Consider the following 16,663-nt stretch of genomic DNA (forward strand, 5'->3'; position numbering starts at 1 on the left):
AGTTCAGGGGGAAGCATGAACGGGCGCGATCACTGCTGCTTGCCTTGCTGGCGCAGACGCCAGGCTTCGCGAAGGGCGCTGCGAAGCCCCGGCGTCTGGCCGACCTGGATGGCCTCCAGCGTCGCAGCGAAGGCATCCGGTGTGGCGCGCCAATCCGGGGGCTGGATGGCGCCTGCACTGCTGATGCCGACCCTGTCCAGAGGCGGTGGCGAGCGCTCGGGCAGTGCCCCGAAGAGCCGCATGCGGCTGTCCTGCACCTGGCGAAGGCGATGGCGAAGCTCCTTGTAGCGTGAGCCGAAGGGGCGTGTGGCCAGGGAAATCAGGGCCGCCAGAACCCGTTCTTGCCATTCAGGGCGTGCCGGGTTGCGGTAGGCGACGCCGCGTTGCGAGGCGGCGCCTGCCTGACGGCGGTCCTTGAGCCAGTGCGGGGCCGTACTGTCGAGTGCCTCGCCCTCGAACAGGATGCCGGCGTTGACCTGCTGGCCACCGTGTACGCGGGTGAAGGGCAGGATGACGCAGTCCTCGAGCATGGCGCCTTCTTCCACGTAGCTGCCCTGTTCGAGGCAGCAGTATCCCTTGAGCAGCACGCCGGGCTCCACATGGGTGGTGATGCCGGCGAAGCCACCAGTGAGGCGCGATTCATCCAGGCGGGTTGCGCCGGCGGCGTAGTAGACGTGGTGCAGGTCCTGCTCGCCGGGCAATACCCCACGCTCACCGTGCGGTGTCAGGCCTGAGTCATCGGCATCGAGTGCCTGCATCACCAGGGTGTGATAGTGCGACAGCGAGGCCAGCAGGGCCGGCCCCAGCCGGGGGTTGTCGCGCAACTCCGGCCAGTGCAGGCGAGTGAGAGACGGGTCTGCCACGCTGGCTGGCTGGCAGACCGGCGCGCCTGACGCCATGGCCTGCTCGCTGATCGCGAGGCTGTCATCCTGGAACCACTCCGGCATCAGCAGCACATCGGCGCGCAGCACCGGGGCAGGCAGGGCGGCCATGGCGCCGAGCCGCTTGATCTGCTCGCGCGGGTCTCGCTCGCCGGGCATCGGCAGTATGTCGAGATCAATGCCCCAGCGTGAGCCATCGGCGATACGCGCGCGGAACCACTCGGGGTCACGGGCGATGATCAGGCTGATGTGCGTCACGCCTCGTCCGACCAGCAGGTCGAGGTTGCGCTCCAGCACGCTGCGTCCGGCGATCGGCAGCAGCGCCGGCGAGTAACGGCGGTCAATCGGCGCGACTTCCTGGCCGAGGCGGTCCGCCAACAGGATCACATGCATTGCACACCTCCTTGGCATGAATCATGACACTGGTGCAGCGCAGCACGAATGAGAGAAGTCTCGCGCATCAGTAGGCTCCACGGCTGGTCAGAACGGCAGGAATCGTGCGCAACAGCAGCTTGATGTCTTCCTTGATTCCCTGACGATGCAGGTAGAAGAGATCCAGGTGGATCTGCTGCTCGAAGGACAGGTCCGAGCGGCCCGACACCTGCCACAGCCCGGTCAGCCCCGGGGTGGCATCCAGACGCATGCGCGCGCGCGCCTCGTAGAGCGCCACCTCGCGGGCCAGCGCCGGGCGAGGCCCGACCAGTGCCATCTCGCCGCGCAGCACATTCCACAGCTGCGGCAATTCATCGATGGACAGCTTGCGGATGATACGGCCCACCCGCGTGATGCGCGGGTCCTGCTTCATCTTGAACAGCACCCCACCCTCGCTCTCATTGGCGGCCTGCAGTTCGCGCAGACGCTCTTCGGCGTCGATGTACATCGAACGGAACTTCCACAGCTTGAACGGCCTGCCATGGCGCCCGATACGCTCCTGGCCGAACAGCACTGGGCCTGGCGATTCCAGGCGGATGGCCAGCACGGTGCCCAGCAGCAGTGGCGACAGCACCAGCAGCACACCGCTGGCACCGACGATATCCATGGCGCGGCGCGCGCGCGGGGTCAGCCAGTTGCTCACTCGCCATCGAAAGTGGCGCCAGTTGGAGCGTGATTTCATCCACAGGCCGCGTCCGGGGATCGCCTCTTCCCCATATTTACGTACGCTCATCAGAAAGCTCGGGTTGCCAAGTACGTAGCGCTTGAACATGCGGCGTGGCTCTATCAGCAATCGCCAGGCCCATTCCATGCCCAGTCTGCGCACGACGCCCGGCGCACGTGGAATGCGCTGGGAATAGAAGTCGAAAAGACCGCCGACGCCCATGACCACTGGCACCTCGAGTCGCTCACGATAGGTCGAGATCCACTTCTCCTGCGTCGGTACGCCCATCGCCACCAGCAACAGGTCGGTGCCCTGATTGATCTGCGCCAGCACGTCGTCGATGATTTCCGGGCCGATGAAACCGTGATGTACACCACTGATCTCGAGCGTCGGCCATTGCTCGCGGAGCTTGTCAGCCATCCTGTCGGCCACGCCCGGGGCGGCGCCGAGCAGGAACAGGCGCTTGTTTTCCGCCACCAGCATGTCGCACAGGTGGGGCAGCAGATCGGTGCCATTGAGGTTGGCTTCGAGCTCCTGGCCGAGCATGCGGCAGGCCATCTTGACGCCGCTGCCATCGGGCAGCAGCAGGTCGCTGTCATGCAGCACCTGCATGTAGTAGCGATCGACCTGGGCCACGTTCAGGCAGTGCGCATTGACGAAGTTGACGGTGCGCGGCTGCGGGTCGCTGATCCAGCTCTTGAGCAGGCTCAGGCAGGTGTCGAGACTGGTGTTGACGAAGGGCACCCCCAGCACCTTGACGTGAGGCAGCGTCTTGACGCGCTCTGTGGCGAAGAGGGCTTGATCCAATGGCTGGCTCATCATGGCGACTCCACTTCATGAGCGTCCTGCTGTTGATTCGGTCTGGCCGACTGCGGGCGCGGCGCATTGTCGATCTTCTTCTTCTGCGCCTTGCCGATGACCCCCTGGGCGAGCCCTTCACAGCGTAGATAGAGACTCCTGGGCATCACGCGCAACATCAGGGCGGCCCCTGCCGTGGCAGCGGTGCGCCCGAATTCCGCCTTCCAGACGCCCGGCCATGCCTTGATGGCGCGGCGGCAATACGCCCAGGCAGCCTCCCCGTCACGCAGGCGAATCGCCTGACGAGACAGGTAGCGCAGTTGATAGGCCTGGGCGCGGGGATACCATTGTTCGATGAAGTCAGGCGCGTAGGCGCGCGTCAGCTCGACGATCGCAAGCCAGCTCTGGTACTGGCGCTCCAGTTGTGCCGAAAGCCCGCCTTCATTGAGACGGTAGCGGGTCAGCGGCTCGGGAATGCCTTCCACCGTGGTGCCGGTCTTGAGGGCGATGCGTGTCCAGCATTCGATGTCTTCGCTCTGGCGCAGGCTCTCATCGAAGTAACAGGGCAGCACGCCGCCCCCCTTGACCTCACAGTCGAAGGCGATGGCCTCGAGAATCTCGCGGCGGATGACCGGTGCCGAGCCATTGCCCACCGGGTTGCGACAGAACAGAAGCCCCGGCGTGATGTCGGTCAGGCTCGGCATCTGAAAGTAGTCCAGCGGCTCGCCGTCGGCATCGATGAAGGCCGAGCGCGAGAAGGACAGGCCTACCTCGGGGCGTGCCTCGAGGTGCTCGCGGTGGCGCGCAAGTTTCGCGGGCTCCCAGATGTCATCGGAGTCCAGAAAGGCCAGATAGCGGCCCTGAGCGGCACGCACGCCGGTGTTACGGGCCCCGGCCAGGCCGCGATTGACCGGATGCGTGATCAGCGTGACACGCGGGTCGTCGTAGGCCTCGCAAATCGCCCGGCTGCCATCGGGGGAGCAGTCATCGATGATGAGCAGTTCGAAGTCGCCGTCTTTCTGCGCCAGCACGCTGTCGATGGCGGCCGCGACGAAACGTTCGACGTTGTAGATCGGCATGATGACCGAAAAGGTCGGGGTCATGGTCTGGCCTCCTGGACGTCCCTGTCTGGGGAAAGCGATGCGGTGGATGCTGCGTGAGGTGTGTCTGGTGTGTCTGGTGGCGGCGCATCTGCCACCAAGCCGTCCTGAGCGAGGATCAGCCGGCGTGTCCACAGATAGCCGGGCAGGGCGGCCAGGCTGATGCCGACCAGAATGCCGGCCGCGACGCCATTGATGCCGAAGGGCACGCCGGCGAACATGCCGACGCCGAGCATCAGCGTCATGAAGATCTGCAGCTTGAGGTCTGCCCCGGGCATGCCCTGGGCACGCAGCAACTGACCGCAGCTGTCGAGCAGGATGCGCGGCAGGGCCGAGAGGCAGATCAGGATCAGGATCGGCAGGGCGCCACGCTCGACCCAGGCTTCCCCGAACAGGATCGGTACATACCAGGGCGCCAGCAGGCTCTGGGCGATGATGGCGGGCACGGCGACCAGCGCGAACAGGCGCATGCCGTGGTGCATGCGTGCCAGTCGTTCGCGAGACGTCATGTCGCCGCACAGCTGCGGGAAGATGGCGGTGGAGTAGGCGCGCAAGAGGCCAAGGCTGATGCCGAGTCCGGCATTGAAGGCAAAGAAGTAGACGCCGAGCACGTCCATGGCGAACAGGGCGCCGACCAGCAGGTAATCCATCTGCTGACGCAGTACCGAGACCACCTCGACGCCCATCATCGGGCGCGCGAAGCTCATCAGCGGACGCGACCAAAGCGTGGAGGGGCGCTCATCTATGCGCCATGACTCGCACCAGCGGTAGGTCAGGGTCCAGATGGGCGTCACGATCAGCTTGGGCAGGATCAAGGCCCAGAACCCGGCGCCCATGGCGGCCAGCAGCATCACACCGATGGCTTCGCCGATGCTCTGGCCCATCTCGATGCGCGCCGTGATGTGCAGGCGGTTGCTGCGCAGAATTCGCGCCGCGTTGATGGCGGCGGGGGGCAACATCGGAAAGATCAGCGCCAGCGCCATCAGTGGCAGGGTCAGATCGGGAGCGTCATAGAGGTAGGCCAGCAGCGGGGCCAGTGCCATCTGTAGCACCATCAGGCCAAGACACACCACCCAATTGAACCAGTAGGCATCGCGGCACAGGCGTTCATATCCCTCGCGACCGGCCTGCACCAGAGCGGGTACCACGGCGGCATTGGAGATGGCGTGCATGATCTCGTGCGCGGTGAGCACGATGGCGGCGATACCGAAGGACTCCGGCGCGATCATGCGCGCCGCCACCAGGGTCGCGCCCAGACGCGCGATGCGGTGCACCCCTTGCGACATGCCCATCCAGGCCAGATTGCGGATCAGGCGGCCATTGCCACCGTCTCCACCACCTGTCAGACGTGTCTTGAGTCGCGTGATCACCCCCATCGCCTGGCTCCCTGGCTTGTCGTGCCTTTCCAGGCATCTGGTCTTGTCAGTCATGCTTTTGAACGGCTGGTGTAGCCACTCTAGCGCAATGTACTGATGAATTGGCGTGATCTGGCGCAGCCTTGTTCCACTATCCCGTGATCGGACTAGGTTGCCGTGTCGCTGCTGCCGGCATCGGCGGAGGCGGGCGCTGCCCTTGAAAGCGGCTTTTCCACATCCACCGGTCCCATGTTGTGGATATGCCCTTCGCTGGCGGGCAGGCCCGCCAATTGGTGCGCCTTGCCGATCAGGATCAGTCCCGGCCAGATCAGATAGGCCAGAATCTCCAGGTTCTCGCCGAAGGAGTAGACGAACAGCAGGCCGACCATGATCAGGCCCAGCTGCACGACAGGGCGGCCGACCACGAAGCGCAGCAGATGCAGCAGGCTGGCCAGCATCGGGATCAGCAGCGCGAAAAGCCCGAAGATGCCCTTGACGAACAGGAGTCCATACCAGCTGTGGTGAGAGCCGATCGGCATGTACTCCACCAGGTGCGGTCCGCGCTCGACGATGCCGTGGCCGAACCATGGTGCCTCATTGCGCCAGCGATCCACCGCGATACGCCCCAGCGCGGCACGCACACGGGTCGAGTCCGCTCGCGAGCCCTTGAAGGCGGCGATGAAGTTGTCGATGGCTTCCAGAATCGGTGCGCCGAGAAAGCCGGCGATCAGGCTGAGGCCGGAGAAGCTGAACCACAGCCACGGCTTGTGCAGGCGCTTGAGCAGGAACATCCCGGCGCTGATCAATACCAGCGACACCAGTGCCATTCGTGAACCGGACATCAGGATCATCAGCACGCTGCCGCCGATGCCGATCGCCTTCCATAGCGGATGCTTCTCCAGCAGGGCACAGGCGAAATAGATGCTGGCGACAAAGCCCACCGCCGGGGCCCAGGGCGTGAACAGTCGCCAGCGCGGCATGCCGCTGCCGGGATCGATCTCGTAGAGCGAGACGGCGAAGAATTCCGGCCCCGGCCCACCGATAGCCTGTAGTGGCGAGACAAAGGGTACCTGGGGCAGCCCCGCCAGCCAGGCGCCGACGAATACCGGCAGCAACAGCATGGTATGCAGGCAGACATGCATGGCCGCGCGAATGATCACCGCCGGACGGATCGCCAGGCAGCCGATGACCGGGAAGACTGCCAGCAGCGCCCAGCCCTTGGCCCAGCCGATGGAGGACTTGATCAGCTTGCCGGTGCCGAGGTTCTCGATCAGATGGCCGGCCAGCAGCGAGAACTCCATCACGATCATGCCGATGATCCACACCCATAGCGGCCAGGGCAGGCGCGGAAAACGCTGGCGGCCCTTGAGGTGCAACCAGGCGGCACGCATCACCAATGACCATGCCAGCACCGGTGCCAGCACATAGAGGCCGCCGACCAGATAGAACAGATAGGTGGCGGTGATCGAGAACCAGATGATGCGCTCTTCCGGGGTCTCGGGGCGGACATCCGCCTCCGGTCCGGCCTTCAGGGAAAACATCGGCGGCTCACACGCTTTGCTGCAGGCGCAGCAGGTAGGGTTTCCTGATCCACAGCAGGATCAGGCCGATGATGCTGAAGACGCTGGCGGCCAGCGCGCCGACGATGGCCAGCTTGATGCCCAGCGAATCCGCCTTCTCGGGCAGTGGCGGTGGGTCCAGAATCTGCAGCATCGGGTAGCTGGCGAAGGGGTCGATCTGGCCGATGTCGATCTTGGCCAGCGCCGTGGTGTAGACCGCCGTGGCGACCTGCTGCTCGCGCAGCAGGTCCTGCAGTTGGGCGGCCTTGGCGACACTGTTGTCCAGCCGTTGCTGGCGGGCCGCCAGATTGGCCCGCCCGGTGGCAAGCTCGCTGATCACGCCGCGCCGCTGGGTATCCAGGGTGATCAGTTCGCCGACCAGAGTGTCCTGATTGGCATGGCCGGACGCGGCACGCAGGGCACTCTGGTTGCGCGAGGACTGGCGGGGAAGCAGCTGGCGCATGCGTGAGGCCAGCGAACGCTCGAGAGAATCAAGTCCCGCGGCCAGGTTGATGACTTCCGGATTGCGCTCGCCCCATTTGCCGCGTGCTTCATCGAGACTGGCCGCCTGCTCCGCTGCCTGCGTCAGCAGCGCCTGATAGCGGGCATCGCGCTGCAGGGCGATCACGCCACCGGCCTGGCCGGCATCCAGCCCCAGGCGACTGGACAGGGTGGCGAGCCGGGCATCCAGAGCCGACAGCTCGCCATCACGCGTCTCGAGTGTGTCCTTGAGCGCCTCGACACTCAGCGTCAATTCCTTGAACTGCTCCATGGAGACCAGCCCGGAGGTGGACTGGAACTCGAGCAGCTTGCGCTGGGTTTCCTTGAGCGTGCGGTCGTAGGTCTCCAGCGAGCGGCGGATGACGGCTTCGCGGCGCGCCTGTTCATCATCGCGCAGCTGTTCGATCACTTCATTGAAGGCATCGATGTGCGCATTGGCACGTGCGAGCGCGGCCCTGGCGCTCGGCGCGCTGGTCTGGAAGGCGATCAGGGCGGTCTGGTCGGTCAGCTTGATCTTGGGCTTGCCGTAATCGTCGGGATGCATGTCGACCATGCTGGCAGCACGCTCGAGCACGGCGGGACTCTCGGCGATGGCGCGGTAGTTGACCTTGGGGTCCAGCGAGGAGCTGGAATAGGAAGAGTTGGCGCTGGTGCTGGCCTGGCCGATGCTCTCGAAGTTCACCGACAGGCCGGAGCCGGTACCCGGCAGGATCATCGTCCAGCTGGTGGTGTAGGTGACAGGTGCCACGGCGATGAAAGTGATGGTCACCCCCCAGATGACACTCATGATGGCGGTCGCCAGCAGCAGGTAGGCCGCGCGGCGGGTGCGCGGGCGCATGCTGGAGCCACGCGCCGCCCAGCCCAGCAGGACGCCCAGAAGTCGTCGTCCCAGTGAGGGCTTGGCTGCGTCTTGTGGTGTATCGGGTGAGCGGGACTCTGTCATGCACATCCTTGTCGCGTGGTAGTGATCAGTCGCATTCCATCAACGGACAGGCGATGGGTTACAGCAGAGTGGCCGGCGTGAGCAGGTCAGTCAGCGTGCGGGCGATATCACGGATGTTGGTGACACCGGAGTCATAGCAGCCGACCACATCTTCGGGCATCAGGTAGGGATTGACGCCCACATCCGCCGGATTGGCCAGCAGGGCATCGATACCGCGATCGACCACGACCGGCTGATGCGTCATCGGGTTGGTGCTGATCAGCACCGCGCGACGTGAACCGGAGGTCGCCTGGATGCCGCCGACGCAGTTGGCATTGATCACGCCCTGCAGCATGCGCACGCCGTAGGGCACCTGCGAGCGCAACACCGTGTAATTGCTGACGTTGTTGTTGTTGGCAGGGGTGGTCAGGTTGGAGGCATAGATGACGATGCCCGGCGCGGTGAGAGGCGAGGGGCGCATCAGCGCGGCCTGGAAGGCGCCGCTGGAAGGCACGTGGATGCGGTCACCCACACGCAGCCAGGGATTGGCGGCATACTCGCCGTCGATCAGGCCTCGCATGTCGAGAATCTGTGTCTGGCCGTCGCGAATCAGCTCGATATGGCTCAGGTCCGCATCGGGGCGGATGCCACCGGCCGTGGTCAAGGCCGCCGATAGACGGCGTTGTTGACTGGCATCGCCGCCAGCGAAATCGCGGCGCACCATGCGCTCTTCCGGCAGGCGGGTATTGATGACCGCCTCCCCCGGGAAGAACACCGCGCCGGACACCGCGACGGCCAGCGGCGCCCATTCCTCGAGCCGGATGCTGACATGTGCCAGGCCCGGGCGAATCAGCTCTTCCTGCACCAGACGCCGGGTGACCTCATCCGCCAGGTCGTCGATGGTCTTGTTGGAGGCCTCGACCGGCGAGAGCCACGGCAGGCGCAGACGTCCGTCATGATCCACCTCGTAGCTGCCATCGAAGAGTTCGCTGCCGGCGACCCTGACGCTCAGACGATCACCCGCCGCCAGCCGCTGGTCATCGCCCGCGGGCAGTTGCATGAAGCGATCATCGGCATGAGGGGCAGGCAGCTCCAGTGGCCAGTGGGTCGCCTGTTGCCAGTGGTCCTCGGCGGGAGTGTCGTCCAGCATGATCGGCGTACAGCCGCCCATCAGGCCGGCCGTGACCGCGACGCCCAGCAGGCGTCGAAGAGAGCAGGCAAGGGAGGTGGGCCGAGTCAGGTCGCGTTTCATCAGGCTACCTCACGAGAAGGCCCTGTCCGCGTGTCACCGCTCGACTCCAGCAGTGGGTCGCGCTGATAGTAGATATCGAAGAGCTCGAACAGGCGCACGCGCTCCAGCTCTGCCTGCATGACCGGCGAGGGTTCGACCACCACCAGCGCCGCCGGGGACAGCGCATCATGCAAGCTGACCAGCACCGAAAGACCATCGGCATCGATGGCTTCGACATGGCTGAGATCCACCGCCAGCGTGCCGGTGTGCTCAGGAATCATCGCCAGCATCTCCTGGCGGAAATAGCGCGCGAGCTCGCCTGTCAGCTGGGCAGGCGGCGTGATCATGATGCCTTCTTGCATCCGGGTGGTGATGGGCATGACGGGCTCCCTGTGCTTGATGTCACCGCCTGGCCCCAGCTGGGCCTGCAGTGCAGCTTGTTATCTTTATGCACTATGCCGCATAAGCATCGTTTACCTGCTGTTACAGTGTCAACGGCGCCGACTGACTTGCCTCATTCTTTCCTGCTGGGTTTTGTGGTTCTGCCCGCTGTTCTCGGGCTCTCTTGCTGTTTTCAGGTTTTCGAGGATGCCTTCGCGGCGTTGTCACTCGCCCGACATGGCGGGTGACTTGTGCGGCGTGGCCAGCATCGTGCCCCAGTGGCGAAAGCGCAGCAACAGCAACAGGCCCGGTATGGCGGCCAGCGTGCAGATCCAGAAGAAGCTGTCCCAGCCGGCCGCATCGGCCAGATAGCCGGAGGGCGCGGCAATCACCACGCGCGGCAGGCCCATGATCGAGGAGAGCATCGCGTACTGGCCGGCGGTGAAGCGCTTGTCGGTCAGCGCGCCCATGAAGGCGATGAAGGCGGCGCTGCCCATGCCGGCCGCCAGGTTTTCGAAGGCGACCACAGCCGCGAGCCACGGCAACGAATCACCGACGTGATGCAGCCACACGAAGCCGGCAGTCGACACCATCTGCAGGATGCCGAACCACCAGAGCGCCCGATAGATACCGATGCGCATGATCATCAGGCCGCCGAAGAAGGTGCCGGCCAGCAACGGCCAAAGACCGAACAGCTTCACGGTCGCGCCGATCTGGGAGTTGCTGAAGCCGATGTCCTTGTAGAAGGGCGTGGTCAGATTGCCCGCCACGGAATCGCCCAGCTTGTAGAGCAGGATGAACAGCAGCAGCCAGATGGCACCGTCGCGCTTCATGAAGTGGCGGATGGGGTCCCACAGGATCTCATGCAGATGATGGGCGCGCGGCGCGGCCTGTGCCTCGGGCTCCGGTGCCAGCAGGGTCACCAGCATGCAGGCGCCAAGAGTCGCGGCCATGATCAGGTAGGTCACGCGGAAGCCGATCATGTCGGCCAGCACCAGGCCGCCGGCCGAGGCCATCAGCATGCCGATGCGGTAGCCATAGACATAGAAGCTGGAGCCCAGCCCCAACTCGTTGTCCGGCAGATGCTCGCGCCGATAGGCATCGATCACGATGTCCTGGGTGGCGCTGAAGAAGCTGACCGCCAGCGCGATGGCGCCCATGGTCAGCGGCGACATGTGCGGGTCCTGCAAGGCAAGCAGCGCGATGAGGGCGGTCAGGGCCAGCTGGGCGATCATCAGCCAGCCACGGCGCCGGCCGAGCACCGGCGGCATGATGCGGTCCAGCAATGGCGCCCACAGAAACTTGAGGGTATAGGGCAGGCCGACGAGCGCGAGCAGGCCCACGGCGTCCAGTGATACTCCGGCATCCGTCATCCAGGCCTGCAGCACGCTACCGGTCAGCAGCAGTGGCAGCCCGGAGGCGAAGCCCATCAGGAACGTGATACCATGACGGCCAGCGAGTAAGCGTAAATCCTTTGAAGTCAAAGCCTTGCCTGTCCATGCAGAGGGTGTGGCCGCGCGTGTCACACGCACGGTGAGCGGCTATCTGCCGCTTGCGTCATTCATGGCCGGATTGTCGCACTGCCTGAGGGCAAGAGCCATGCATTGTCCTGCCGGTCAGCTGACAGGCATGATGCAGGTCGAGACACGCATGAGTGGGGCAGGCAGGCAATGAGAGGTCATCATGAGTGAAGCCCGAGAAGCTGCCAAGGCGCATTGGTATCTGATCCAGTGCAAGGGCGGGGAGTCCTTCCGTGCGGCGGAGAACCTCACCAATCAGGGATTTCACGTCTTCCACCCCCTGTTGGAGGTGGAAAGGAAGCGCGGCGGCAAGCTGCGTTGGGTCGAAGAGCCGCTCTTCCCCTATTACCTGTTCATACGCCTTGATCAGATGGATGACAACTGGCGTCCGATTCGCTCGACCCGTGGCGTGCTCAAGCTGGTCAGCTTCGGCAATACGCCAACGGCGGTGCCGACATCTCTGGTGGAAGCCCTGATCGCCAGCGGTGAGCAACGCCAGGAGCAACCGCCGGAGAATGTCTATTTCCGGGCCGGCGAGCAGGTCGAGATCATCGATGGCCCCTTGAGTTCGCTCAGTGGCGTCTTCGAGAGCGCGAAGGGCGATGAGCGCGTCATCGTGCTGCTCAATCTGATCAATCAGCAACAGCGTGTCGAGCTGTCCAGTCGTCAGCTGCGACGCAGCGAAAGCTGAGTTGCCGACCTGTCTCATCCGACTTGATCCGCGAGACCGCATTGCACCTTTCTTCTGGAGTGGTTCCCATGGCGATTACTTCCCAGCAGGTCGTCAGCCTGCATTACACCCTGCGCACCGCTGATGGCACTGTGCTGGATAGCTCCCTTGAGCGTGAGCCGATGGACTACCTGCATGGCCACGACAATATTCTGGCAGCGCTGGAGAGCGCACTTGAAGGCTGCGGTGTCGGCGACCGCAAGATCGTCAATCTGACGCCTGCCGAAGGTTTCGGTGAGCGGGATGAAGGCCTGGTGCAGTACTTCGGGCGTGATGCCTTCGGTCCGGGCGAGATCAACGCCGGGATGCGCTTTCAGGCCCGCACCCCGGAAGGCCAGCGGTCGGTCACGGTGCTGGAAGTCGGTGAGCAGCAGGTCAAGGTCGATGCCAATCATCCGCTGGCAGGTCAGGCGCTTAGCTGGGAAGTCGAGGTGCTGGAAGTGCGCGATGCCACGCGTGCCGAGCTCTCGGCCGGTCATCCGCTCGGTCTCGATGTCAGTCATACCGAGATCGAAGACAAGAAGGTGCGTCGCTGAAGTAGGCATTGCAAAAGGGGGTATCGCTCAAGCTCCTCGTTGCAGCCCCTCTTCAACAACAGACAGCCCCGCTGCCGGAATCCTCGGCAGCGGGGCTGTCTGTTGTTGGGGCCTATGGCGATGGAGAAAATTGATATGGATCAGTCGTCTGCGCGCCAGTCGCCAAGATCGATCCATGAAGCCTTCAGGACTTGATGCAGATCAGATTCGTGCGGGGCGGGGCGGGGTAGAGTGTCCCTGTCGAGGCCGCAGCAGGCCGACACAGGCGGAAGAGCTAGCGATATCAGAGCTACTGATATCAAAGCTACCGATGTCAGAAGCAGAGGTGTCAGCTGCCGACAGAGGCTGGCATTGAGGGAGCCCCTTGGGGAAGGGGCAGGCCAGGATGGCCGCTGTCAGAATCGGGCTTTTTTGCAGGTGCCGATTCGCCGTCAGGGGAGGGGGAAACCCCGCTAGCCGACCTTCGGGTCGGCTTTTTTGGTTGTGGGGTGCATAGGGGGAATGGCTAGCACCGCGTTTGCATGACGCTGGCTTGCCGGTGCGCTACTTGAAATTTTTTGCAGTTCTCTGGGAGGAAGAGAGTCGATGGGCAGGCAACCCCGCGACTGACACGAGGTTGCCTGATTGGTGAGGCGGCTCAACTATTGTTGCTGGCAGTCTTGAGACTCTCGACTTCCTTGTGGGAGTCGACGCTCTGGCCTTTCTTGACAGCCTGGTTCTTCTGGATAGCCTCGTCTTGCTTGACCGACGGGCTCTTCGTGTTGATGCCCGAGGTCGTCTTGCCCGGCTCGCCCAGCGTCAATGTCGTGTTCATGCGCTTGAGCGTATTGGGGCCGATTCCCTTGATTTCCGTCAACTGTGACACGTCGGTGAAGGGGCCGTTCGCCTTGCGCCACTCGACGATGGCCTGGGCCTTCTTGCCACCGATGCCCTTGAGCTCGGTCAGTTGTGCGGCAGTGGCGGTGTTGATGTTCATGTCTGCGGCCTGGCTGGCCGGTGACAGTACCAACAGGCTGGTCACGAGCAGTGTTCCTAATAGAGTTTTCATGGTCGCTTCCTATGCTCACATCAGGGTGGTCGATTGGGTGTGCGCGGAGCCACCACCCGAGGCCCTGCGCGAGAAATACTCTGGCTCAGGTATTAGGTTTGTAGTCATTTAGATTTAAACGGTTTCTCATCCTTACGCCGCTTTCTGCGCTCAACGCAAGAAAGCGCTAAGAGGCGTTAGCCTGCTGATTCGATTCGTCTTTCCCTGGGCATACAACCACAGAGCCGAGCGCTATAATGTTGCCCCGAGCCCATGACCTCCTGTCATTGCGCCTGCCACATCGCCTGGAGCCCGGATGCCTGCCACGACTTCCCCCCTGATCATCGCCCTCGATTACCCGGACATGAGTGCTGCGCTTGCCATGGCAGACCAGCTGGATCCTGCGCGCTGTCGCGTCAAGGTGGGCAAGGAGCTGTTCACGCGTGTGGGTCCCGAGATTCTCAAGGCATTGCATCAACGCGGCTTCGAGGTCTTTCTCGATCTCAAATTCCATGACATCCCCAACACCACCGCTCAGGCCGTGCTGGCGGCAGCGGAGCACGGCGTGTGGATGACCAATGTCCACGCCTCTGGTGGTGCGCGCATGATGCAGGCCGCCGCTGAAGCCCTTTCGACTCGCGGCCTCGACACCCAGTTGATCGCCGTCACGGTGCTGACCAGCATGGAACAGGCCGATCTGGCCGGTATCGGGCTGGATGTCACGCCGCTTGCGCAGGTGGAGCGGCTGGCGGCCCTCGCCCAGCAGAGTGGCATGCACGGTGTGGTGTGCTCCGCACGTGAGACCCCGAGCCTCAAGGCGCTGTGTGGCCCAGAGTTTCTCAAGGTGACGCCGGGTATTCGCCCGAGCTTCGCGCAGGCCGGTGATCAGCGGCGCACCATGACGCCCGGTGAAGCCATGGCGGCCGGTAGCACCCATCTGGTGATCGGGCGTCCTGTCACCCAGGCGCAGGATCCGCTGGCGGCGCTGGCGCTGATCGAGCAGGAGCTGGGCGCCTGATCGGCTGATTGTCTGCCTCATGGGCATAAAAAAAGACGCCAGTCGCAGACTCTGCGACTGGCGTCTTTTTCATGGCAGTGATCACTGCTGCTGATCACTCGCTCACGTTTTACGCGACGACCTCAATCGGCAGGCTTGATATGCCAGCTGACCTGAACGCTGCTCTCGAGGCTCAGCTCGCCCGGGCGGTATTCGCTGCCGCTGCTCTTGGCCTCCGCCATGTCGGCACGCATCGCCATCATCTGCGGGCGCGGGCTGTGAGAGGACTCATTGATCGACTGCACGTTGCCCAGGGTCGCGCCGAGGGTCTCGGCCATCAGCTGTGCCTTGTGGCGTGCCTTGGTCAAGGCCTCCTTCAACACCTTGTCTTCCAGGGCGTCCCGTTCACTGATCTGATACTGCACACCGGCCAGTTGATTGACACCAGCGCCCAACAGCAGGTCGATGACTTCCGGCACCTTGTCCAGGTCATCGAGAGCGAGGCTGATCGGGCGTTCGAGGTGCGTACGACGCCATTGCTGGGGCTGCTGCTGACCATTGTTGCGCTCGTAGTACTGCTCAGGACGCAGGTTGAGGCTGCCGGCGCTGATCTGACGGCTGTCGATGCCCGCTTTCTCCAGTGCCTGAATCAGTGTCGTCATGCGTGATTCCAGTGACTCGCGCGCCTTGCGGGCCGCCTGGCCCTCGGCCTCGCTGTCGGGAGCCTTGTCATCCACCTTGCGAGCGGGCGTCTTCTCCCACAGGCGAGCCTGGATGGTTGCCTTGTCGGGCGCTGCCTCCAGGCTGGCACTGGCGCTGACATGCACCAGTGCCGGTGCGGGCGTCTGGTCGGCGCGGGCCAGGTGTGTGGCGCTGGCGGTGCAGAGCGCCAGGCCGCACAGCATGGCGGTACGACGCAGGCGCTGGGCGAGGGGGGCGGGGCCTCTGGTGGCGTGGTTCATCAGCATGGGAAATCCCTTGAGTAAAGTGGCAACATTGTCGCTTGGCGCTTGGTGAGGGGCATGAATGCGGGCGCGATAGGCTTGAAAGTATCAGCAATGAGGGCGATGCGTGAAGGTATACGAGAGACTGCGCTGGATACGAGGCGCTGCACAGGCAGTGCTGGCGCTCGTCATGACATTGCTGATGGCGTCGCCTGCCCTGGCCGCAGGGCGTGAGGTGATCGACGATGCAGGCGATGTCGTGACGCTGTCACAGCCAGCGCAGCAGGTGGTCACGCTGGCCCCGCACGCGGCCGAGCTGGTATCAGCGGCAGGAGGCTTGCCGGCCTTGATCGGCGTGAGCCAGGGCAGTGATTTCCCCCTTGCGGTCAGTGAGCTGCCGCGCCTGGCCAGTTATCACGGCCCCAACCTGGAGGCACTGCTCAGTGCACGGCCTGATCTGGTCGTGGCATGGGGCAGCGGGCTTTCCGATGAGATGCATGAGCGTCTGACAGCGTTGGGGATGCCTGTCTTCGTCAGCGAGCCCGCCTCACTCGACGATGTGCTGTCCAATATCACCCGGCTTGGCACCTTGCTGGGTACCCGCGACATTGCGGATAAGCATGTGGCGACGCTCGCAGCGCGAATCGAGCAGCTGGGGCGCGCCCGCGACAGTGCCCCCTTGCCGGTCTTCTTCCAGCTGGGGGAAAGCCCGATGACGACGCTGGGCGGCAACCATCTGGTCAATGAGCTGATTCGGCGCTGCGGCGGTGAGCCGCTACTGACGGACTCACCCGCCGTGGTGCCGCAGATCAACCGGGAAGCCTTGTGGCTGGCCAGGCCGCGCCTGATTCTGCATCCGATCGCGAAGGGGCCCGCGCGCGAGGAGTGGGTTGCCGCCTGGCGCGCGAGTGAAGGGCCGCTTTCCGAGGTGGCACTGGCGGGTCTGACTCCTGACCTGATCAGTCGTCCCGGCCCGCGCAGTGTCGAGGCGATGGCAGAGGTCTGCGCTGCCATCGAGAAGGTGCAGGCGTCGGACTGAAGGCGTCAGAGCAAGCGCGTCGGAGCAAGAGCGGCTGGAATGCTGG

General features: G+C 64.1%; 15 protein-coding genes. 4 read left to right on the forward strand and 11 right to left on the reverse strand.

The genetic code is table 11. The annotated features are described in order from the left end of the window. Positions 1-29: 29 nt before the first annotated feature. From MKZ40_RS05060 to MKZ40_RS05100, 9 genes are all read right to left on the reverse strand, one after another. Positions 30-1,274 (reverse strand): hypothetical protein, encoded by a 1,245-nt coding sequence (locus tag MKZ40_RS05060; protein ID WP_175088296.1) that lies wholly within the window; start codon positions 1,272-1,274, stop codon positions 30-32. Between the two features lie 67 nt (positions 1,275-1,341). After that, positions 1,342-2,796: a WecB/TagA/CpsF family glycosyltransferase gene (locus MKZ40_RS05065; RefSeq protein ID WP_175088295.1), complete on the reverse strand. Its 1,455-nt coding sequence runs from the start codon at positions 2,794-2,796 to the stop codon at positions 1,342-1,344. Further along, a complete protein-coding gene (locus MKZ40_RS05070) occupies positions 2,796-3,878 on the reverse strand; it encodes a glycosyltransferase family 2 protein (RefSeq protein ID WP_175088294.1) in 1,083 nt (360 codons plus the stop codon). The genes MKZ40_RS05065 and MKZ40_RS05070 overlap by 1 nt, the downstream gene beginning before the upstream one ends. Next, positions 3,875-5,251 (reverse strand): oligosaccharide flippase family protein, encoded by a 1,377-nt coding sequence (locus MKZ40_RS05075; RefSeq protein WP_175088293.1) that lies wholly within the window; start codon positions 5,249-5,251, stop codon positions 3,875-3,877. The genes MKZ40_RS05070 and MKZ40_RS05075 overlap by 4 nt, the downstream gene beginning before the upstream one ends. Positions 5,252-5,397: 146 nt before the next feature. Next, positions 5,398-6,771, reverse strand: a complete 1,374-nt coding sequence (locus tag MKZ40_RS05080; RefSeq protein ID WP_217485773.1) for an O-antigen ligase family protein — start codon at positions 6,769-6,771, stop codon at positions 5,398-5,400. A 7-nt stretch (positions 6,772-6,778) separates the two neighbouring features. Then, positions 6,779-8,233: a hypothetical protein gene (locus MKZ40_RS05085; RefSeq protein ID WP_175088292.1), complete on the reverse strand. Its 1,455-nt coding sequence runs from the start codon at positions 8,231-8,233 to the stop codon at positions 6,779-6,781. 58 nt (positions 8,234-8,291) lie between these two features. Beyond that, on the reverse strand, positions 8,292-9,464 hold the full coding sequence (locus MKZ40_RS05090; RefSeq protein ID WP_175088291.1) for a polysaccharide biosynthesis/export family protein: 1,173 nt from the start codon (positions 9,462-9,464) through the stop codon (positions 8,292-8,294). Next, positions 9,464-9,823, reverse strand: coding sequence for an STAS domain-containing protein (locus tag MKZ40_RS05095; RefSeq protein WP_175088290.1), 360 nt, complete (start codon positions 9,821-9,823; stop codon positions 9,464-9,466). The genes MKZ40_RS05090 and MKZ40_RS05095 overlap by 1 nt, the downstream gene beginning before the upstream one ends. A gap of 225 nt (positions 9,824-10,048) precedes the next feature. Beyond that, complete coding sequence (locus MKZ40_RS05100) at positions 10,049-11,254, reverse strand: AmpG family muropeptide MFS transporter (RefSeq protein WP_175088289.1); 1,206 nt, start codon at positions 11,252-11,254, stop codon at positions 10,049-10,051. 253 nt (positions 11,255-11,507) lie between these two features. On the opposite strand from MKZ40_RS05100, the gene rfaH reads away from it, so the two are divergent. Both rfaH and MKZ40_RS05110 read left to right on the forward strand, forming a co-directional pair. Continuing rightward, positions 11,508-12,035, forward strand: coding sequence for a transcription/translation regulatory transformer protein RfaH (gene rfaH, locus MKZ40_RS05105; RefSeq protein WP_175088288.1), 528 nt, complete (start codon positions 11,508-11,510; stop codon positions 12,033-12,035). Between the two features lie 68 nt (positions 12,036-12,103). Beyond that, on the forward strand, positions 12,104-12,610 hold the full coding sequence (locus MKZ40_RS05110) for a peptidylprolyl isomerase (RefSeq protein WP_175088287.1): 507 nt from the start codon (positions 12,104-12,106) through the stop codon (positions 12,608-12,610). A gap of 637 nt (positions 12,611-13,247) precedes the next feature. Here MKZ40_RS05110 and MKZ40_RS05115 read toward each other — a convergent pair. Continuing rightward, the gene (locus MKZ40_RS05115) at positions 13,248-13,658 is read right to left on the reverse strand and encodes a helix-hairpin-helix domain-containing protein (protein WP_175088286.1); all 411 of its coding nucleotides are present in this window, start codon (positions 13,656-13,658) and stop codon (positions 13,248-13,250) included. A 295-nt stretch (positions 13,659-13,953) separates the two neighbouring features. Here MKZ40_RS05115 and pyrF point away from each other — a divergent pair, with 295 nt between their 5' ends. Beyond that, positions 13,954-14,655 carry an orotidine-5'-phosphate decarboxylase gene (gene pyrF, locus MKZ40_RS05120; protein ID WP_175088285.1) on the forward strand — a complete coding sequence of 234 codons (702 nt, stop codon included), beginning with the start codon at positions 13,954-13,956 and terminating at the stop codon, positions 14,653-14,655. 122 nt (positions 14,656-14,777) lie between these two features. Here pyrF and MKZ40_RS05125 read toward each other — a convergent pair whose 3' ends face one another. Then, positions 14,778-15,602 carry an SIMPL domain-containing protein gene (locus tag MKZ40_RS05125; protein WP_175088284.1) on the reverse strand — a complete coding sequence of 275 codons (825 nt, stop codon included), beginning with the start codon at positions 15,600-15,602 and terminating at the stop codon, positions 14,778-14,780. Positions 15,603-15,780: 178 nt separating this feature from the next. Between MKZ40_RS05125 and MKZ40_RS05130 the strand changes: the two genes are divergently transcribed. Further along, positions 15,781-16,617 (forward strand): helical backbone metal receptor, encoded by an 837-nt coding sequence (locus MKZ40_RS05130; RefSeq protein ID WP_175088283.1) that lies wholly within the window; start codon positions 15,781-15,783, stop codon positions 16,615-16,617. Positions 16,618-16,663 lie beyond the last annotated feature (46 nt).

It is taken from the genome of Cobetia sp. BMC6 (assembly GCF_029991385.1).
Classification (GTDB): domain Bacteria; phylum Pseudomonadota; class Gammaproteobacteria; order Pseudomonadales; family Halomonadaceae; genus Cobetia.